We start from the raw sequence: 19,796 nt of genomic DNA, 5'->3' as shown, positions 1-19,796 counted from the left end.
TAGCCTGTAGACTGTAACAAACTTGGATAGGAGATAGTTGAGCTAACCATGAGTATTACGGCAAGTGGTGGAAGTTCAGTTGCGCGTCCTCAACTGTATCAAACCGTTCCCACCTCTACGATCGCCCAAGCGGAACAACAAGACCGCTTCCCCGACGGTCGAGAGCTAGGCGAATTAAAATCTTTTTTTGAATCCGGCAATAAACGCATAGAGATTGCCCAAATCATCACCAAAAATGCGGATCTGATTGTCTCCAGAGCCGCCAACCGGATCTTTACCGGGGGTTCGCCTATGGCATTCCTAGAAAAACCCCCCGTCGAAGAAAAACCCGAAACCGTCGCCGCCAGTGCCATTGGCGCAGGCTTAGACGTGAAAAAAGGGATGACCCTAGGCACCGTAACCTACGTTGAAAGCGGGGGTGGAGGAATCCTCGATGGAATCCGTTCCATCTTCCTCAGCACAGGCAATAAAGTAGCCGTCCCCGCCGGATTCCGTCCCATTAACATTGCTCGTTACGGCCCGAGCAATATGCAGAAATCCCTGCGGGACTTATCTTGGATGTTGCGCTACGTCACCTACGCCATTGTGGCCGGGGACCCCAACATCCTCACCGTCAACGTGCGCGGTCTGCGGGAAGTCATCGAGAACGCCTGTTCCAGTGCAGCCACCCTCGTGGCATTACAGGAAATGAAAGTCTCAGCGCGGAAGTATTTCCAAGCCGACGAAGAAGCCCAAAGTATCGTCACCGATTACTTTGATGTCCTCGTCACCGAATTCCAAGCGCCCAGTCCCTCCGACAAACTCCGTCAACGGCCCTCTGACGACCAGCAAGGTCTGCAACTGCCCCAAAGCTACTTCAACGCCGCCGAAAGACGACAAAAATTTGTCATGAAGCCCGGACTCTCTGCCCTAGAGAAACAGTCCGTAGTCAAAGCTGCCTATCGGCAAATTTTTGAACGGGACATCACCCGCGCTTATAGCCAATCCATCTCCTACTTAGAGTCTCAAGTCAAAAACGGCGACATCTCCATGAAAGAGTTTGTCCGCCGTTTAGCCAAATCCCCCCTCTATCGCAAACAGTTCTTTGAACCCTTCATCAACAGCCGCGCCCTAGAATTGGCATTCCGCCATATCTTAGGTCGTGGGCCGTCCTCCAGAGAAGAAGTACAAAGCTACTTTGCCATCGTCTCTCAAGGTGGACTCTCCGCCTTAGTCGATGCACTGGTAGACTCTCAGGAATATTCGGATTACTTCGGCGAAGAAACCGTTCCCTATTTGCGCGGTTTGGGTCAAGAAGCCCAAGAATGTCGTAACTGGGGGATGCAGCAAGACCTGTTTAACTACAGCGCGCCCTTCCGCAAAGTTCCTCAGTTTATTACCACCTTTGCCCAATACAATCGACCCTTACCAGATCAGCACGTTTACGGTGCAGGCAACGACCCCTTAGAAATCCAGTTTGGGGCCATCTTCCCCAAAGAAACCCGGAATCCGAACACTCGTCCGGCACCCTTTGGCAAAGATACCCGCCGCATCCTCATCCACCAAGGACCGGCCACCAACAACCAAACCGGAAACCCTCGCGCCCGTGGAGAGTTCCCCGGCACATTGGGTCCCAAAGTGTTCCGCCTAGACCAACTCCCCGGCAGCAGCAACGGAGCCAGCGTCAAGTATTCCGAAAGCTCCACCCAAAAACTAATCGCCGCCGCTTATCGTCAAGTGTTCGGGCGAGATGTTTACGATGGACAGCGCCAGAAAGTAGCGGAAATCAAGCTGGAGAATGGCGACATTACAGTACGGGAGTTCGTCAAGATTTTGGCGAAATCCGATGTATTCCGTAACTTGTATTGGTCTTCTCTCTACGTGTGTAAAGCGGTGGAATACATTCACCGTCGTTTACTCGGTCGTCCCACCTACGGCCGTCAGGAAATCAACAGCTACTTTGACTTATGCGCCAAAAAAGGCTTCTATGCCCTAATTGATGCCCTAGTCGATAGCGCCGAGTATACCGAAGCCTTTGGCGAGGATACCGTTCCCTTTGAGCGTTATTTAACCCCCGCCGGGATGCAGTTACGGATGGCTCGTCCCGGTGCGTTGCGTCCTGATTATGCCACCAAAGTAACGGTTGAAACGACCCCTCGCTTTGTGGAGTTAGGGCAGGTTACGGAAACTCGTACCAACCCGGATATTAATACCCGTGTCGGTCAAGGGGTATCCGTTCAACGTCAACAAACCAAGCTCTTCAAGCTGACCGATCGCAGTGATAAGGTAGCCGTGAAAAACCTGATCGCGGCCGCTTATCGCCAAATCTTTGAGCGGGATTTAGCCCCCTATGTGATTCAAACCCAGTTCACGGGCTTAGAAAGTAAACTCAGCAATGGTGAGATCACCGTGAAAGAGTTTATCGAAGGGTTAGGCTGTTCTGAGTTGTATATCAAAGAGTTCTACACCCCCTATCCCAACACTAAGGTGATTGAGTTAGGGACGAAACACTTCCTCGGTCGTGCGCCCTTAAATCAGAAGGAGATTCAAACCTATAATCAAATTCTGGCCAGTTCCGGGATTCGGGCGTTTATTGGCGCAATGGTCAACGGGATGGAGTATCTCCAACTGTTTGGGGAGGATGTCGTTCCCTACCGTCGTTTCCCGACCTTACCTGCGGCCAACTTCCCGAATACAGAGAAGTTGTACAACAAGTTAACAAAGCAAGATAACGAGTTAGTGGTTCCGAGTTTTGAACCCGTTGTGCGTCGTTAATTTAGTCTCTAATTTTTAACCTCAAAGAGCATCTATCTAGGGTATAGATGCTCTTTTTTTGTCTGATAGGAAATGGTATCCTTTGCTACTAAATTCCAGTATTGTGCTATATTTTCTAAGGGCTACTGTTCAAATCATTGATTTTTTGTGATATTGATCACACTACTTAATCCGTATTTCTGCCTTAAGGCAGTTTCCTAAAACAATATTTGTGTTGTAAATTGACGGGATTTAAGAATAAATTCAAGATTTGGTCTTTAACAGGTTTTTGACCCGAGATTAACTATCCGTAAATACACGGATAGTTAATTTCAGTATTTCCACGGGTAAAAGTTCCCTAGTTTTCCCGATGTCTCTACACAATTTATTTATGTACATTGGGGATAGACATGGACGTACTCACGGAGAAATTTTATGTTTAGCCCCCAACCACTTTGGCAAAACGCCCCATTCTCCCATTCGCCACAACATGATACGTCATTGAAAGATAGCTTGAAAGAGCGAAAGTCTATTCAAGAGTCTAATTCTGGCGTTCCCACTTCTCATCAGAACAACGCTCACAAATCTAATTTCTCCACCAAGAAAGTGAATATTCGTGAAATTCTCGCGGCGAAAAAGTTGTTAGAAGAGCAAGAGACAAAATATCAGAAACTCTTGTTGGCAATGCCCGACTCCTTAATCCACTTTAATAGAGAGGGTGTTTGTTTAGAATATTTCCCTTCAGAACAAAACGTTGCAGCATCTTCTAATGGGGATTTAGTGGGTCAAACAGTTGAGGAAATTTGGTCTGTAGATTTGGCGGCATTAACTCGCTATTTTATCACCCAAGCATTAGAAACTCAGCAAGTGCAACATAGTGAGTATGTATTGCCGGATCAGGAGGTTTGGCGATATTATGAGGCGCGTTATGTTCCCTGTGGGACTCAAGAGGTGATTGTTATTATTCGGGATATTTCGGATCGCAAACAAATTGAGGCTGAGTTGAGGTTATCTCAGGCTAGAGAACGGGAAAAGGCGAGTCAATTACAAAATGCCTTAGCGGAGTTACAGAAGACTCAGGCGCAGTTGATTCAGGTGGAAAAAATGTCGGCTTTGGGGGGGATGGTGGCGGGGATTGCCCATGAAATTAATAATCCGGTGTGTTTTATTCATGGCAATTTATCCTATGCGATGGAGTATATTGAGCATCTGTTTCAGTTAATGGATCTGTATAAAGCGAAGGGGTTGGATCAAGATCCAGATGTGCAAAGTTATTGTGCAGAGATTGAGTTTAATTTTTTGCGGGAGGATTTACCAAAACTATTGTCGAGTATGCAAATGGGGACAGAACGAATTACGGAGATTGTCAAGTCGTTGCGGAATTTTTCCCGTTTGGATCAGTCGGAGAAGAAACGGGTTGATATTCATGAGGGGTTGGATGGGACTCTGTTGATTTTAAACCATCGCCTAAAATCGAACTACAATCAAGGGACAATTCAGGTCATTAAGAATTATAGCAATCTACCCCATATTGAATGTTATGCCGGGTTGTTAAATCAAGTGTTCATGAATTTGATCGCGAATGCAATTGATGCCTTGGATGAGTCTGGGGTGGGGGAAAGTTTCGCGGTGTTAGATCCGGAGATTGTTCGACCGACAATCTGGATCTTTACCGAGGATTTAATGGATCGGGTACAGATTCGGATTATTGATAATGGGGGCGGTATTGATGAACAGACTCAACAGCATTTATTTAACCCGTTTTTTACGACAAAACCACCGGGTAAGGGAACGGGTTTGGGGCTTTCGATTGCTTATTCTATTGTGGTAGAAAAACATCAAGGGGCTTTGTTCTGTCGGTCTAAACCGGGTCATGGTACGGAGTTTGTGGTGGAAATTCCCAAGGTATTTCCTTCCTGTCCTTTAGATGTGATATCCAGTGTCAATTCTTGAGGGTTATCGGGTCTTTAAGAAAGTGGTCTGAGAAGTTCAGGATTGGGTAAATTCTCTAGCATTAATTACGGATTAGGTTAAGTGTAAATTAAATCTGAACTTTTGCTTAGGGAAAGGAACGATTTTTGTTTGTTATAACAAAATAAAGTTAGCTGTTATGATTCGTTAAGAGGATAGTTTTATGTTTTCCCTACAACGCATTGAGCAAGCAATTTTACGGGGGGAGTTTGTTCCTTATTATCAGCCACAAGTTAATATTTTGCAACAAAAGATTGTAGGGGTAGAAGCGTTAGTTCGTTGGCAACATCCGGATTTAGGGTTACTGGCTCCCTTGTTTTTTCTGCCGTTTGCGGAAACAACTGGGATCATTGCTGAGATTGATACGTTGGTGCTGAAAAAGGCTTGTCAGGATATTCAGGAGTTACATCGGCTAGGATTTGGGCTGAGTGTGGCGGTTAATCTTTCGGCAAGTCATTTTAATCATAAGTATTTGCCTCGGATGATTGCTGAGGTGTTGGAGGAGACGGGCATTGATCCGTGTTTTTTGGTGTTGGAGTTGACGGAAGGGGTGATAATTCATGATGTGCAACAGGCGGTTCAGGTGATGCGGGAGGTGCAGGAGTTGGGGGTTAAGATTTATTTGGATGATTTTGGGCGGGGTTATTCTAATTTGTTTTGGTTGTTACATTTCCCGTTTAATGGGGTGAAGGTGGATCGTTGTTTTATTCAAAGTTTGACGATGGATGCGAAGAATTATGAGGTGTTGCTGTCGATTTTGGATTTAAGCCGTCGTCTCAATTTGGAGGTGATTCTGGAGGGGGTGGAGACGGAAGAGCAGCTCCAATTTTGTCAAAAACAGGGGTATGGGGTGGCTCAGGGGTATTTGTTTAGCTATCCGTTAACGATTATTGGCTTAGAGAAAAGGCTGTGGTTGGGGCGTTTGCAGGAAGGGCTTTTGGTGGCTTGAATGGACTAGGAGAAAACCCCCAGGTCAGTGGAGACAAAATTAACTGGCCGGGGGTTTATAGGTTTCTTGTGATGATTTTGTGAACATAGGTCATCTGGTGAACTACTCGACCCACAAGGGGATAGGGAATTCTCGGCAATCTTGTTAAAATGGGTGGGGTTGAATGTGAGTTGAAGGAGTTTAAGGTTTGATGCTGACGGATGTGCCTTGGGTGTCGGCTTTGGTGGGGGGGGGTTTGATTGGGTTGAGTGCGACGCTGTTGTTGGGGTTTAATGGGCGGATTGCGGGGATTAGTGGGATGGTGAATGGGGTGCTGACGGGGGCGGCACGGGAGCGGTGGCGGTGGTTGTTTTTGTTGGGGATGGTGGTGGGGGGGGCGTTGTATGAGTATGGTTGGGCGATTGAAGGGACTCCTCGGGGGGAGTTTGCGCCCTGGCTGATGATGGTGGGGGGCTTTTTGGTGGGGTTTGGGACTCGTTTGGGCAATGGTTGCACGAGTGGGCATGGGGTTTGTGGTTTGGGGCGGTTGTCGGTGCGATCGCTGGTGGCGGTGTTAGTATTTATGGCGACGGCGATCGCAACGGTTGGGATTATGCGTCATGGATTGGGATTATGAAAGAGAATCTACAGAATGTCATTGTTGTTCTATCGGGGATTTTGTTTGGTTTTGGGCTGGGGTTATCCCAAATGGTTGACCGCGATCGCGTTTTAGGCTTTTTAGACTTTTTGGGGGACTGGGACCCTACCCTAGTCTTTGTTTTGGGCGGTGCAGTGGGCGTAACCCTCATTACCTTTCGCTTTATTTTGCCTCGTCCTCATCCCCTATTAACAGAACGCTTTGAACTCCCCACGCGGCGCGATATTGACGGGCGCTTGCTGGTTGGGGCAGCGATTTTTGGCATAGGTTGGGGCATTGCCGGGTATTGTCCCGGCCCCGGTATTGTGGCGCTAGTGTTGGGGATTCCCAATCCGGTGATCTTTCTGGGGGCTTTGATTGGGGGTTCTCTGGCCTGTCGTTGGTATTTGAAACAGGGCAACCCTTAATGACCACCCCATCCCATCCCGTCGCCCATACCCCCTCCCCCAACCGTCCCCAACAGTGGCACGATTTAAAAGCCCATCTGGTTAAAGTGGCCAAACGCACGGCAGACTTTGCCACCCTTTTGGGCGCTCCCACGGTCGGGCATTATTTAGGATTGTGGCATGATTTAGGCAAATATAACCCCGACTTTCAAGCCTATTTGCAAGGATGCCATCGGGGAGATAAACCCAAGTCAGTTCCCCATGCAATTCATGGGGCAAAGTTAGCCGCCCAACAGTTTGCACCCCTCGCCCCCCTGATTTATGGGCATCATGGCGGCCTACCGGCTTTGTCTTCACTTAACGTTAAACTCCAAGGGTGCAATCCTGAGCGCACCGCGACGGATTATCAAGAGGTGTTAAAACGGGCAGAAGCGGCAGGGATTGACCTAACCGCCCCTCCGACTCTCGCTCAAGAGATGGCCGCCCATCAACGGGATCCCTTGCGGGCTGAATTGTTCCTGCGCTTGCTCTTTTCCTGCTTGATTGATGGGGATCATCTGGACACCGAAGGACATTTTAACCCAGAACAGACGGCACAACGGGAAATTCCCCTCACCCTGCCCCAACTCCAAGCCCAGTTAGCCCGTGAACAGGCGGCCTTGCTGGAAAAAGTGCCAGATACTCCAGTGAATCAAGTCCGGCGGGAGGTTTATGAGTATTGTTGCGCTCAGGCCTCACAAAAACCGGGAGTTTTTCGGCTCTGTGTGCCGACGGGAGGGGGAAAAACCCGTAGTGGTTTGGCCTTTGCCTTAAATCATGCTTGCGGTCAGGGTCAGCGTCGGGTGATTTTTGCGGTACCCTACACCAGCATTATTGAACAGACAGTCCAAGTCTATCGGAAGATTTTCGCCCCCTTGGGAGAAATGGCGGTTTTAGAGCATCACAGCGCGATTTCCCCGGAAGGATTAAAGGAGACTTGGCGGGATGACGATGCCCGTTGGGGCTATGCTCAAGCTCGTCTGGTGGCGCAAAATTGGGATGCCCCTTTAATTGTCACGACAACGGTTCAGTTGTTTAATAGTCTGTTTGCTCATCGCCCCATGCCCTGTCGGAAACTGCATAATCTGGTGAACAGTGTGATTGTTTTGGATGAGGTGCAAACCTTGCCCATTCCTCTCTTAGAGCCGATTTTGGACGTGTTGGGGCAATTGGTGAAGTATTACGGGGTGACGCTGGTTCTCTGTACGGCCACTCAGCCCGCCTTTGAGGGGACTAACCCCTATTTACGAGGATTCGACCAAATCACGGATATCGTGCCGCCTGCTGAGGCTCAGAGGCACTTCCAGCGCTTAAAACGGGTGAGCTATATCCGACCGTCGGGGGCTTGGTCTTGGTCGGATTTAATGGCAGATTTACAAGCACGGTCGGCGGAACAGGCTTTAATCATTGTTAATACGCGCAAGGATGCGTTGGGGGTGTTGGCAGCCCTACAAGGGGCGGAGTTCCCCCGTGAGGGGGTGTTTCATCTCTCGACGTTGCTCTGTGGCACTCATCGTCGGCGGGTGCTGGAGGCGGTGAAAGGACGTTTGAAGGAGAGGTTGCCCTGTTGGGTGGTGTCTACTCAGGTGGTGGAGGCGGGGGTGGATTTGGATTTTCCGGTGGTGTATCGGGCGATCGCACCCTTAGACCGTATTGTACAAGCGGCCGGGCGGTGTAATCGAGAAGGAAAGCGCGCTCAAGGTCAGGTGATCTTGTTTGAACCCCAAGAGGGGGGCAGTCCTCGGGGACTCTATCAAACGGCCTACGCTGTAGCGAAAAACTACCTCAGTCCGGGGGAAATGGATGCCCTCCATACCCCAGACCTCTTTCTGCGCTATTTCCAAGAACTCTATCAACAGGTGGATTTCTCCAGGGGCCAAGAGATTCAAGGGGAACGGAAAAAGCTCAATTATCCAGAGGTGGCCAAGTTTTCCCTGATTGAAGATGAGACAATCCCGGTGGTAGTCAATTATGGCGAAAGTGGGCAAATTCTCGCTCAGATTCGTTCTCAGGGTCGGGTGGGGCGAGAAACTCGCCGTCGTTTACAAGCTTATTTAGTCAATCTATTCCCTTGGCAGTTCAATCAAAACCCAGAGAATCGCCAAGAAGTGGTTCCCGGTCTGTGGGAATGGACAGGGGGCTATGATGAGTTAGTGGGGATTCAATGGCAAGGTGAACCCATCCAGCGTGATCCCTTTGATTTGATTATTTAGCGCTTGCCCCCAATTCTCAATCAGGAGAATGAATCATGGCCTACATTAACCCTTCAAGAAATACCTAATCTGTTTGCCGAAACACCAGAGATTGAACCTAGTGATTTTTTGCGAACATCACTGCAAGAAAACGTATCACTTCTCTAAAATATTGGGGATATTAGTGCAATTTGTGACCTAAAACCTGACCGTTGAGCCAAAGTTCCGAAATGCCGCCCCCTTGAGTTGTGGTTGAAATCCTAGGGATGGCGGTTCAAGGGCAATCCCCCTAGTCCACTCTCCCCCCTCTCCAGGAAGAGGCAGAAAGAGGAAAGCGCCTTTTTCTCCTTTCCTTGTCCCATTCGTTAAGGATTAGCACTGTGAGCAATTCCCCCCCCTTAGCCCTAAAAGTCTACGGCGACTTTGCCTGCTTTACCCGACCGGAATTTAAAGTAGAGCGCATTAGTTACGACGTGATCACCCCCAGCGCAGCACGGGGGATTCTCGAAGCCATTTTCTGGAAACCGGAAATGAGCTATCGCATCGAAAAAATCCATGTCCTCAACCCCATTCAACACTTCTCCATCTGGCGTAATGAAGTGAATAACTGCCAGAGTGAAAGTAGTGCCAAGAGTTGGGCGAAAACAGGAGTCGGGGGGTATTTTGCCGATGGCGATCGCGCTCAACGCCATACCCTCGGCCTGCGCAATGTCGCCTACCTCATCGAAGCCCAGATTAACCTTAAACCCCATGCCACCGCCAATATTGCCAAATACCGCGACCAATTCCGTCGTCGAGTGCAGCGCGGTCAATGCCACCATCAGCCCTACTTCGGCACCCGGGAATTTAGCGCCTTCTTTGAACCCCCCACCGGGCAAGAACAAGCCATTGACCGCACCGACGAACTCGGCCTAATGCTCTATGACCTTGAATTTCAACCCGCCCCCAAAGGCTTCATTCAATACCGCCAACAAGATGCCCAAGGTCGTCGCATCATCTCCGGGAATGCCCGCCCCCGCTTCTTTGCCGCCCGTCTTGAACAAGGCATCCTCACCATCCCCCCTCAACCCCTTTAAATTATGCTCCTTAAAGCCCTCGCTGACTATGCCCAGCGCATCAACCCCACCCCCGCCATGTATGGCCCCTCTCCAGTCCGTTGGGTGATTAGTCTCACCCTCGATGGTCAACTCCGGGGTGATCTACTCACCCCCCTCGGGGATAAAAAAAACAAACGGGGAGAGCCGAAAATCCTGCCCCATATTAATCGCAGTTCCGGCATTAGTCCCAAACTCCTCGCCGATACGGGGGAATATGTTCTCGGCATCCCCAAACCCAAATCAAAACCGAACCGCATTGCCGACTGTCATCAACAATTTAAAGACCTCGCCCGTCACTGTGCCGAAGTGACCCAAGAGCCTATAGTCAAGGCCATTGTTCAGTTTCTGGACCAGTGGGAGCCAGACCGCAATCGCCACCTTCTCCCCCCCGACTTCGACCCCAGCATGGTCATCACCTTTCAAGTCATGACCCCCAGCGGCCCCGTTATCCCCGCCGAAGACAAAGCCCAATTAACCAGCATCCAACAATTTTGGGCCAACTATACCGGGGGAACAGACAAAGGGGAAAATCTCGGCTGGTGTTTAGTCTCCGGCAACTATGGCCCTGTTGAGCAACGGCTCCCCTTCACCATTAAAGGGGTTCCCGGCGGTCAAGCATCCGGCACCGCCTTAGTTTCCGCCAACTCCAAAGCCTTTGAATCCTACGGCCTCGCCAACTCCCTCACCTCCCCCATTTCCCGCGATGCAGGGGAAGCTTTCGCCAAAGCCCTCAATCACCTGCTCAAAGAACGAGATTCCCACCTCCGCATCAGCGATAAAGCCGTTTATGCCTGGTGGACCAAAGAAGCCACAGGATTTGATCTCTTTAGCTTCTTAGATAAACCCAGTGATGAACAAGCCCAAGCCCAAGTCAAAGACCTCATCGCTGGGCTAAAAAAACAGCCCAATGTCACCGCCTTAGAGCAACTGGAACAAGACCGCTTTTATGCCGTAGCCCTGACAGCCAACAATGCCCGCACCGTCGTCCGGAGTTGGCTCAATATCACCCTGGCCGAAGTACGGCAAAACCTCGGCCAGTGGTTTCGGGCGCAACAGGTGGTGAGTCCTACCGGGGAAGATCCCAAACTCTTTGGCCTCTATGCCTTAGCCGCCTGTGCCTATCGGGATGTGAGCAAGGAAATGTTGCCCCGAATGCCCACCGCCTTGTTTTTCGCCGCCTTGCAGGGAAAACCCCTGCCTGATGACCTCCTAGCCAGCGTTGTGCGCCGAATTCGGGTCGATAGTGACAACAAAATGACCCATCCCCGCGCCGCGTTAATCAAGCTTTACCTTACGTTTAAGGACATCATCCCGATGAGTGAAACAGAATCCATGAGCCAATTAAATTTACAGCCTCCCCTAGAAGGGGCTGACCTCACCGCCTATCACTGCGGCCGTCTACTGGCACAACTGGAACAAATCCAGCGCACCGCCTTGGGTAAAGAAATCAACGCCACCCTTGTAGATCGTTACTACGGGGCAATGTCTACCACGCCGGGGAAGGTTATGGGGGTGTTAATCCAAGGCGCACAGGCTCACCTGAGCAAAATTCGGAAAAATAATCCCGGCGCTCACCACAATTTACAACTGGAACTGGAGGAAATTTATAGTCATATCCAACCGGATCAGGGGCATTTTCCCCATAACTTCACCATGCAGCAACAAAGTATTTTTGCTCTCGGTTACTACCATCAACGCGCCCATAATAATGGGCAAGCGAAGAGGCAAAAAAACAAGAAAGATGGCTAATTATTAGCATTTTTTGTGTTGAATGTCAAGCCTTTTTATCCTAATTCGTTAGGAATTTTGCAAGGTTAGTAATGGTGAATTGTTGCGTTGTGCTGTCATTTCAGCCAACCGATTTGGGGCTTGTTGGTCTTGCCGACTCACCCATGAATCACTGAATTTTTTGTAATTATTGAGGAAAAAAATTCCATGTCTATTCATACCGATCCCAACCGCCGTCATGATTTTGTCCTGCTTTTTGATGTGTTGGACGGCAACCCTAACGGAGATCCAGATGGGGGAAATTTACCTCGGACTGATGCGGAAACCATGCAGGGTTTAGTGACGGATGTTTGTTTAAAGCGAAAAGTGCGGAATTATGTTGAGGTTTACAGCGAGTATGAAGCGACGGAAGCGGAGAAAGAACGGCTGAAAATTTTTGTGGAACATCACGGGGTTCTCAATGAGCAAATTCGTCGGGCTTATGTGGGTTCAGGGTTGCCTGTCAGTGAACCAGTTTCTGATGTGATTAAGGAGGAAAAAGTCCTAACTGCTTTGCGGAATTTAGCCGATGAATTACCTTCGGCTTTTGCCATTGAAGATGAAGAAGAGGGGGATAATGTTGTTTCGACGTTGACTTATAGTGGGGAACTTTCGGCTGAGGAATTAAAGGAAGAGTATAAGCAATTGGAAGAGTTCAGCGATTGGAAAGTAGCGAAAAAATTTGTTGAGGGGTTAGTCAAAAAATCAGGTAAGCCTGCTAAAACAGGTCAGAATATTGAGACAGCGAAACAGTGGATGTGTGCCAATTTTTATGATGTGCGAATGTTTGGGGCAGTCATGAGTACAGGATTAAATGCGGGTCAGGTGCGGGGGCCAGTCCAGTTAACATTTGCTCGTTCTATTGATCCGGTTTTGCCGTTGGATTGGTCGATTACCCGCATGGCTGTTACGGAGGCGAAGGAGGATCGGGTCAATTTACAAACAATGGGACGGAAAACCCAGATTCCCTATGGTTTGTATCGTGGTTTTGGGTTTTTCTCGCCATTTTTGGCACAACAAACGGGGGTAACGGAGGAGGATTTAGCTTTATTTTGGCAAGCGATTCAAGGGATGTGGGAGTTAGATCGGAGTGCGAGTCGAGGGTTGATGGCGTTGCGGGGGTTATATATTTTTTCCCATGAAAAGCGGTTAGGAAATGCTCCGGCTCACAAATTATTTGATCGGATTACGGTGGAGTCTGGGAGTAATGCGCCTCGGTCGTTTAAGGATTATCAAGTGGTGATCAATAAGGAGGATTTACCGGAGGGAGTGGAATTAACGGAGTTGGTTTGATGGGTGGGTTGTAAATCCCCAAAAGCAGGTTATTTGTAGGGATCTATAGGTAGGGATCTGTAGGTTGGGTGGAGCGGTAGCAAAACCCAACATCCCTGGCTTCATATCTAGAAACCGGGTTTGGAGGTGATTACTGATGAGCAAACTTGAAAAGCTAATTGAGCAATTTTTAAGAGATCCACCAGAAATTCTATTTAATGATGTCCAGTATCTTTTAGAATCCTTTGGCTTTGAACAACAACACTCTAAGGGAAGTCATCACACCTTCCGTAACTCAGACGGGCTGAAAATTACCATACCCAAAAAGGGCGGAAAAATGGTTAAAGGCATATACGTGAAACAAATTGTCAAACTACTAAATTTGGAGAACTGGAATGATGAAAACGCAGATTAAACCTGAAACTTTGGAAGACTATCTCAATTTGAAGTATCCGATTACTCTATATCCTGAACCTGATGGCGGCTATACGGTGATGCTGGCTGACTTACCCGGATGTCTTTCCCAAGGTGACACTCTTGAGGAAGCTATTGTCAATATTCAAGAGGCAAAAGTTGCCTGGATTCAGACGGCTTGGGACTATGGAGATGAGATCCCACTTCCAACTACACTCTGAACGTTTCAGAAACTCAAATTCACGTCAGTTTCTGATCTGTATTTTCCCCCATTCTAAAGGGGGGCTAGAGGGGATTAGTCTATGGCACAGGGGGCGGACACTTCCCTTATATTTTGGTTACTGTTTACGGTTTTGTTGGGTTACGCTTCCTGTGCCGAACCTACGATTTTCTGGTTATTTTACTAAAAATTAAGCGATGAGCGAACGAAATACTGAGGATTATCTGTGGATTAGTGTGTTACAACATTATGCTTTTTGTCCTCGTCAATGTGCCTTAATTCATGTTGAACAAACGTTTGAGGATAATATTTATACGTTGCGGGGACATCGGGTTCATGAGCGGGCGGATTCTGCTACCAGTGAGGTGGTGGATGGGGTGCGGGTGGAGCGCTCGCTTTCTCTTTGCTCCCATCAGTACCAATGGCGGGGAATTGCCGATGTGGTGGAGTTTGGAGAGGATGATCTCCCCTACCCCGTAGAGTACAAATCCGGCCCCCGTCGTCATCGTCTGGCGAATAGTATCCAGCTTTGCGCTCAAGCCATGTGTTTGGAGGAGATGTTCAATTGTGAGATTCCGATGGGGGCGATTTTTCACCATGCTTCCCGACGACGGCAGGAGGTGGAACTGACGGCAGCTTTGCGAAAACAAACGCTGACTTTTGCGGAACAAGCCCGGAAAATGTTGGAGCAATATACTATACCTGCTCCGGTGCATGATAAACGCTGTGAGGATTGCTCACTGCAAGGAGTTTGTCTGCCTGATCTGGTGGGTCGTGCTGTGTTCAACCCGTTTATAATTGGCGATGAAACCGATTCTTAATACTCTCTACGTTCAAACTCAGGGCGCTTATCTACATCTTGAACGAGATACCTTGAAACTGAAAGCAGAGGAACAAAAGCCTTTTCAAATCCCTTTGCATCATCTTACTGGTTTAGTGGTGTTTGGCAATGTATCTGTGAGTCCGTTTTTGCTCCACCGTTGCGCGCAGGATGGGCGAGATTTTGTTTGGTTGTCGGAGTATGGCAAGTTTAAAGCCCGTTTGTCGGGGCCGACGACGGGAAATGTTTTGCTCCGTCGCGCTCAAAATGCGGCGGTGGATGACGGGGCTAAAACGTTGGATATTGCCCGCTATATGGTGGCAGGGAAGATCCAAAATGCGCGGAAACTGTTGATGCGTTCGGCACGGGATGCGAAACAAGAGGGCGATCGCACAGCACTGACCAAAGCAGCCCAACATCATGCAGAATCGCTGACTCGCCTAGAAGCGGCGACGACGGTAGAGACTGTCCGGGGCATTGAGGGGAACGCGGCGAAAGCTTATCTGGAGGTGTTTGACCATGCCATTGTTCAAAATCGGGAAGCGTTTGGGTTTAAAACGCGCTCTCGTCATCCTCCCCTTGACCCGACCAATTCTCTCCTCTCGTTCCTTTACGGTCTACTCAAAAATGAATGTATTGCCGCTTGTGAATCCGTTGGTCTTGACCCCCAAATGGGTTTCCTTCATGTGTTGCGTCCCGGTCGTGCGAGTCTGGCTTTTGACCTAATGGAGGAGTTGCGACCGATTGTGTGTGATCGTCTTGTTCTTACATTAATCAACCGCCAGCAGATCCAACCCGATGATTTTATGGAGCGACCTGGGGGCGCAATTTATCTCACGGAGTCGGGGCGTAAAACGGTGCTGGGTGCTTATCAAAAGCGCAAACAGGAGGAAATTACTCATCCTCTGCTCAAAACCAAAATACCTCTCGGTTTAGTCGCTCATACTCAAGCGCGCTTGTTTGCTCGTTACCTCCGAGGCGATTTAGACCACTATCCTCCTTTTATCCCTCGTTAAGTGTATGAATATCCTTGTCACCTATGATGTGAATACAGAAACTTCGGCGGGTCGTCGTCGGCTCCGTCAGGTCGCCAACACCTGTAAGGATTATGGTCAGCGTGTCCAGAAGTCGGTTTTTGAGTGTCGGTTGAATGCCGCACAGTACGAGGCGTTTGTGGCAAAGTTGGTCAAAATTATCAAGCGAGAAACCGACAGTTTAAGGGTTTATCGTTTACGGGGCGATCGCAGTGATTGTGTGGAGGTCTATGGTTTGGATCACTATGTCGATTTTGATGAACCGCTCATTTTGTAGCGCGAACCCCAAGCGATGGGTAAAACCTAGGGGGTTTCGCGCAGCTTACGGAGTAAGGGTTTCAGCCTTTAGGGTTGGTTTTTCCCCCTCTTGTTGCACCCCTTCTCAAGGAGGTTCGCGTTTTGGGGGTCTGGATTGCTTATTATCTAGGGGTTTGATACAATCGCGGTAGCACCCGGCCTCCGGGCTGGGTGAGGATTGAAACCATCTCCCGACGGTATCCCCTCCCCTCTCCCTAGTAGCACCCGGCCTCCGGGCTGGGTGAGGATTGAAACTTTTGTTTTTTGCAGTTTTAACCCTATTCCTTTCGTAGCACCCGGCCTCCGGGCTGGGTGAGGATTGAAACTAACAACGCGGTAGGTTAATCCTGTTCTTTGAATTGTAGCACCCGGCCTCCGGGCTGGGTGAGGATTGAAACTGGATGCACTCGCCCAAAGTGCTGCTAATTTTAGGTAGCACCCGGCCTCCGGGCTGGGTGAGGATTGAAACCCCACGATGTTACTGGACGCGCTATGACCGTGGGTGTAGCACCCGGCCTCCGGGCTGGGTGAGGATTGAAACCACGGAATCCATCGGTTGGCGGGTTACGAAAAAAGTAGCACCCGGCCTCCGGGCTGGGTGAGGATTGAAACGCGCAAGAGATGGGTTGGTCGCGTGTTACCCGACCGTAGCACCCGGCCTCCGGGCTGGGTGAGGATTGAAACTTTTGGGACTTGGGAAAAGAAGACCCAATGAACCGTAGCACCCGGCCTCCGGGCTGGGTGAGGATTGAAACGTATTGGTGATAGCACCTGTAATCACACCCGTAATGTAGCACCCGGCCTCCGGGCTGGGTGAGGATTGAAACCACCAACACAGATTGGAGGATGTCCAGTTCCCAGTAGCACCCGGCCTCCGGGCTGGGTGAGGATTGAAACGTCATTTACGACCACTGGACGAGCATCTACAGCGTAGCACCCGGCCTCCGGGCTGGGTGAGGATTGAAACGTTATCGGGTTGTTGAGTAGTCAGATAAACGTGGTAGCACCCGGCCTCCGGGCTGGGTGAGGATTGAAACTGCGAAGAAAAGGCCGCCGAGGCTAAGGAGATTTTGTAGCACCCGGCCTCCGGGCTGGGTGAGGATTGAAACTTAGCTCGGAGTGTGTTGATTTCCTCCACCAATGTAGCACCCGGCCTCCGGGCTGGGTGAGGATTGAAACCACATTGAGGTGGGTGTTCCGTCCTTGTTGACCGTAGCACCCGGCCTCCGGGCTGGGTGAGGATTGAAACTGGCTTGTTCAGGGCTAAAAACACAGATAAAAAAAGTAGCACCCGGCCTCCGGGCTGGGTGAGGATTGAAACTTCCGCAAGGGGCGGAATCCCGCCCTGTGGAGGTAGCACCCGGCCTCCGGGCTGGGTGAGGATTGAAACCAAGTCTATTCCTGGGTACTACAATCATAAAAAGATGTAGCACCCGGCCTCCGGGCTGGGTGAGGATTGAAACCGGCTCGATGAAGTCGGGATGAGGAATGTGGAGAGTAGCACCCGGCCTCCGGGCTGGGTGAGGATTGAAACAAAACCCCTTGGTTTGCAGTCCCTTCCATTGGCTCGTAGCACCCGGCCTCCGGGCTGGGTGAGGATTGAAACCGAAAATACCGCGCCTCTGCCCACAGTCCCCGTAGCGTAGCACCCGGCCTCCGGGCTGGGTGAGGATTGAAACCTTATGGGCGAGGGAGACAGTGAGGAGCTTCCTCGTAGCACCCGGCCTCCGGGCTGGGTGAGGATTGAAACTGGCGAGGGGCGGGGGATGGGGCGATCGGCTTGAGTAGCACCCGGCCTCCGGGCTGGGTGAGGATTGAAACAGGAAGCCTCCTCGTCTCACCTAAACGCCCAAATGTAGCACCCGGCCTCCGGGCTGGGTGAGGATTGAAACGATGTAGGGACTGGACTGCATCGCGAAACCTTCCAAGTAGCACCCGGCCTCCGGGCTGGGTGAGGATTGAAACCATCCTCTGTACTTACGGGTTCGAGGTCTTCCCGTAGCACCCGGCCTCCGGGCTGGGTGAGGATTGAAACTCGGGATCGGGATGTTGAACGCGCATTACGCTGATCTGGAAGTAGCACCCGGCCTCCGGGCTGGGTGAGGATTGAAACCTCGACCTGAACAAGGGGAAAGCCGTTAACTCTGTAGCACCCGGCCTCCGGGCTGGGTGAGGATTGAAACTCCCCAGTGCGAGCATACAGCCGAGCCATCGCAGCGTAGCACCCGGCCTCCGGGCTGGGTGAGGATTGAAACTACTATCCACGTTGAAAAAGACCAACAAGGTCGAGTAGCACCCGGCCTCCGGGCTGGGTGAGGATTGAAACCCCCTAGCATTATGAGCGTTAGCGTGCCAGAGTCAGAAGTAGCACCCGGCCTCCGGGCTGGGTGAGGATTGAAACTTCTTGGTTTATTGCAAACAATAACGGTCACTCCCAGCCGGGTAGCACCCGGCCTCCGGGCTGGGTGAGGATTGAAACTTGGTTTTTTAACTCATTGCGTAACATCATCTTAGTGTAGCACCCGGCCTCCGGGCTGGGTGAGGATTGAAACATGCTACATCAAAAGTCGTCCGCAGCGATCAAGTAGCACCCGGCCTCCGGGCTGGGTGAGGATTGAAACGCTAGCCGGGAGTGAATAATCTCGACGACCTCGCCAAGTAGCACCCGGCCTCCGGGCTGGGTGAGGATTGAAACGGGTTCAGGTTGCAATAGCCGAGACACATCGCGGTGTAGCACCCGGCCTCCGGGCTGGGTGAGGATTGAAACTGCTTTCTGGAGGCGATTCCGAAAATACCGCGCCTCGTAGCACCCGGCCTCCGGGCTGGGTGAGGATTGAAACCGACGATCTGAGGTAAGGGAGGCCAATCCCTTGGGGTAGCACCCGGCCTCCGGGCTGGGTGAGGATTGAAACGCATTGCAGCCAAACCACTAACGTCCAATCAAGAGTAGCACCCGGCCTCCGGGCTGGGTGAGGATTGAAACGCTCATCTAGCCCAGCAAACATGGATTAGACTATGGTAGCACCCGGCCTCCGGGCTGGGTGAGGATTGAAACTCAATAATCGGGAGTCGGGAAAAGGGTTGGGGGGAGTGTAGCACCCGGCCTCCGGGCTGGGTGAGGATTGAAACCTGATGATGTCCTTGGTCAGATTCAGGCGGTCTTGGTAGCACCCGGCCTCCGGGCTGGGTGAGGATTGAAACCAAGCATTTGAGAGCTTGCTAGGGGAATTAAGGGAAGTAGCACCCGGCCTCCGGGCTGGGTGAGGATTGAAACCTCCTCTCAGCTTGACATAGACGACAAATATGGGGTAGCACCCGGCCTCCGGGCTGGGTGAGGATTGAAACACACATTGGAACGAGCCAAGGAGGTTAAGTCTAAAAGTAGCACCCGGCCTCCGGGCTGGGTGAGGATTGAAACCCAGAGGGATGGGCGTTACCGTTGCTATTAGAACGTAGCACCCGGCCTCCGGGCTGGGTGAGGATTGAAACGTGCTAGACCAATCGGGTACAGGAGCAGGTAAAGTAGCACCCGGCCTCCGGGCTGGGTGAGGATTGAAACCCAACACCTTCGGCGAAACCCTCAACAAATTACAGTAGCACCCGGCCTCCGGGCTGGGTGAGGATTGAAACGTGTTTATTCATGAGTCTCCAAGAATCTGTTTATGTAGCACCCGGCCTCCGGGCTGGGTGAGGATTGAAACATGCGTCCCTCCTGTACAGGTTTCGGAACTGGGTGGTGTAGCACCCGGCCTCCGGGCTGGGTGAGGATTGAAACCCGATTGTCGACGCGGGATTGGTAAAGCGGGAAGTAGCACCCGGCCTCCGGGCTGGGTGAGGATTGAAACACATACTTGGTCGGGCATTTGCCCGGATACGTCTAGTAGCACCCGGCCTCCGGGCTGGGTGAGGATTGAAACTCCCCCAGTTGGCTGGATTAATCGAGTTTGCAGAGTAGCACCCGGCCTCCG

At 50.7% G+C, this 19,796-nt stretch carries 14 protein-coding genes and 1 CRISPR repeat array (1 of these 15 cut by a window edge); all 14 genes read left to right on the top strand.

What is annotated here, in order from left to right; all coding sequences use genetic code 11:
• The first annotated feature begins 48 nt into the window (after nt 1-48).
• On the top strand, nt 49-2,754 hold the full coding sequence (locus SPI9445_RS0118320; protein ID WP_017306229.1) for a phycobilisome rod-core linker polypeptide: 2,706 nt from the start codon (nt 49-51) through the stop codon (nt 2,752-2,754).
• Between the two features lie 585 nt (nt 2,755-3,339).
• Nucleotides 3,340-4,686 (top strand): sensor histidine kinase, encoded by a 1,347-nt coding sequence (locus SPI9445_RS26090; protein WP_237747984.1) that lies wholly within the window; start codon nt 3,340-3,342, stop codon nt 4,684-4,686.
• Between the two features lie 181 nt (nt 4,687-4,867).
• Nucleotides 4,868-5,653 carry an EAL domain-containing protein gene (locus tag SPI9445_RS26085; RefSeq protein WP_017306227.1) on the top strand — a complete coding sequence of 262 codons (786 nt, stop codon included), beginning with the start codon at nt 4,868-4,870 and terminating at the stop codon, nt 5,651-5,653.
• A 190-nt stretch (nt 5,654-5,843) separates the two neighbouring features.
• Nucleotides 5,844-6,269, top strand: coding sequence for a YeeE/YedE family protein (locus tag SPI9445_RS0118305; protein ID WP_017306226.1), 426 nt, complete (start codon nt 5,844-5,846; stop codon nt 6,267-6,269).
• Nucleotides 6,266-6,697 carry a DUF6691 family protein gene (locus SPI9445_RS0118300; protein ID WP_017306225.1) on the top strand — a complete coding sequence of 144 codons (432 nt, stop codon included), beginning with the start codon at nt 6,266-6,268 and terminating at the stop codon, nt 6,695-6,697. The genes SPI9445_RS0118305 and SPI9445_RS0118300 overlap by 4 nt, the downstream gene beginning before the upstream one ends.
• Nucleotides 6,697-8,928 carry a CRISPR-associated helicase/endonuclease Cas3 gene (locus SPI9445_RS0118295; protein ID WP_017306224.1) on the top strand — a complete coding sequence of 744 codons (2,232 nt, stop codon included), beginning with the start codon at nt 6,697-6,699 and terminating at the stop codon, nt 8,926-8,928. Before SPI9445_RS0118300 ends, SPI9445_RS0118295 begins: the two co-directional genes overlap by 1 nt.
• A gap of 359 nt (nt 8,929-9,287) precedes the next feature.
• Nucleotides 9,288-9,983: a type I-C CRISPR-associated protein Cas5c gene (gene cas5c / locus SPI9445_RS0118290; protein WP_017306223.1), complete on the top strand. Its 696-nt coding sequence runs from the start codon at nt 9,288-9,290 to the stop codon at nt 9,981-9,983.
• 3 nt (nt 9,984-9,986) lie between these two features.
• Nucleotides 9,987-11,753 (top strand): type I-C CRISPR-associated protein Cas8c/Csd1, encoded by a 1,767-nt coding sequence (gene cas8c, locus SPI9445_RS0118285; protein WP_017306222.1) that lies wholly within the window; start codon nt 9,987-9,989, stop codon nt 11,751-11,753.
• A gap of 186 nt (nt 11,754-11,939) precedes the next feature.
• Nucleotides 11,940-13,064, top strand: coding sequence for a type I-C CRISPR-associated protein Cas7/Csd2 (gene cas7c, locus SPI9445_RS0118280; protein WP_017306221.1), 1,125 nt, complete (start codon nt 11,940-11,942; stop codon nt 13,062-13,064).
• 136 nt (nt 13,065-13,200) lie between these two features.
• On the top strand, nt 13,201-13,458 hold the full coding sequence (locus tag SPI9445_RS26080) for a type II toxin-antitoxin system HicA family toxin (protein WP_017306220.1): 258 nt from the start codon (nt 13,201-13,203) through the stop codon (nt 13,456-13,458).
• Nucleotides 13,439-13,678: a type II toxin-antitoxin system HicB family antitoxin gene (locus SPI9445_RS0118270; RefSeq protein WP_202803722.1), complete on the top strand. Its 240-nt coding sequence runs from the start codon at nt 13,439-13,441 to the stop codon at nt 13,676-13,678. The genes SPI9445_RS26080 and SPI9445_RS0118270 overlap by 20 nt, the downstream gene beginning before the upstream one ends.
• 196 nt (nt 13,679-13,874) lie before the next feature.
• Nucleotides 13,875-14,498, top strand: a complete 624-nt coding sequence (gene cas4, locus SPI9445_RS0118265) for a CRISPR-associated protein Cas4 (RefSeq protein ID WP_017306218.1) — start codon at nt 13,875-13,877, stop codon at nt 14,496-14,498.
• A complete protein-coding gene (gene cas1c, locus SPI9445_RS0118260) occupies nt 14,482-15,513 on the top strand; it encodes a type I-C CRISPR-associated endonuclease Cas1c (RefSeq protein WP_017306217.1) in 1,032 nt (343 codons plus the stop codon). The genes cas4 and cas1c overlap by 17 nt, the downstream gene beginning before the upstream one ends.
• 4 nt (nt 15,514-15,517) lie before the next feature.
• Complete coding sequence (cas2, locus tag SPI9445_RS0118255) at nt 15,518-15,808, top strand: CRISPR-associated endonuclease Cas2 (RefSeq protein WP_017306216.1); 291 nt, start codon at nt 15,518-15,520, stop codon at nt 15,806-15,808.
• 168 nt (nt 15,809-15,976) lie between these two features.
• Nucleotides 15,977-19,796: a CRISPR direct-repeat array (repeat unit 37 nt; unit sequence GTAGCACCCGGCCTCCGGGCTGGGTGAGGATTGAAAC); it runs 737 nt beyond the window's last position.

The organism is Spirulina subsalsa PCC 9445 (assembly GCF_000314005.1).
Lineage (GTDB): Bacteria > Cyanobacteriota > Cyanobacteriia > Cyanobacteriales > Spirulinaceae > Spirulina_A > Spirulina_A subsalsa.
Note: the sequence above shows the minus strand (reverse complement) of the source record. Positions and strands in the feature narration are given on the sequence as shown.

Excerpts from the sequence above, each read along its gene's own strand:
- SPI9445_RS0118320 (WP_017306229.1), top strand. The coding sequence starts at position 49 with ATGAGTATTACGGCAAGTGGTGGAAGTTCAGTTGCGCGTCCTCAACTG.
- SPI9445_RS26085 (WP_017306227.1), top strand. The coding sequence starts at position 4,868 with ATGTTTTCCCTACAACGCATTGAGCAAGCAATTTTACGGGGGGAGTTT.
- SPI9445_RS0118305 (WP_017306226.1), top strand. The coding sequence starts at position 5,844 with ATGCTGACGGATGTGCCTTGGGTGTCGGCTTTGGTGGGGGGGGGTTTG.
- SPI9445_RS0118300 (WP_017306225.1), top strand. The coding sequence starts at position 6,266 with ATGAAAGAGAATCTACAGAATGTCATTGTTGTTCTATCGGGGATTTTG.
- SPI9445_RS0118295 (WP_017306224.1), top strand. The coding sequence starts at position 6,697 with ATGACCACCCCATCCCATCCCGTCGCCCATACCCCCTCCCCCAACCGT.
- cas8c (WP_017306222.1), top strand. The coding sequence starts at position 9,987 with ATGCTCCTTAAAGCCCTCGCTGACTATGCCCAGCGCATCAACCCCACC.
- cas7c (WP_017306221.1), top strand. The coding sequence starts at position 11,940 with ATGTCTATTCATACCGATCCCAACCGCCGTCATGATTTTGTCCTGCTT.
- SPI9445_RS26080 (WP_017306220.1), top strand. The coding sequence starts at position 13,201 with ATGAGCAAACTTGAAAAGCTAATTGAGCAATTTTTAAGAGATCCACCA.
- SPI9445_RS0118270 (WP_202803722.1), top strand. The coding sequence starts at position 13,439 with ATGATGAAAACGCAGATTAAACCTGAAACTTTGGAAGACTATCTCAAT.
- cas4 (WP_017306218.1), top strand. The coding sequence starts at position 13,875 with ATGAGCGAACGAAATACTGAGGATTATCTGTGGATTAGTGTGTTACAA.
- cas1c (WP_017306217.1), top strand. The coding sequence starts at position 14,482 with ATGAAACCGATTCTTAATACTCTCTACGTTCAAACTCAGGGCGCTTAT.
- cas2 (WP_017306216.1), top strand. The coding sequence starts at position 15,518 with ATGAATATCCTTGTCACCTATGATGTGAATACAGAAACTTCGGCGGGT.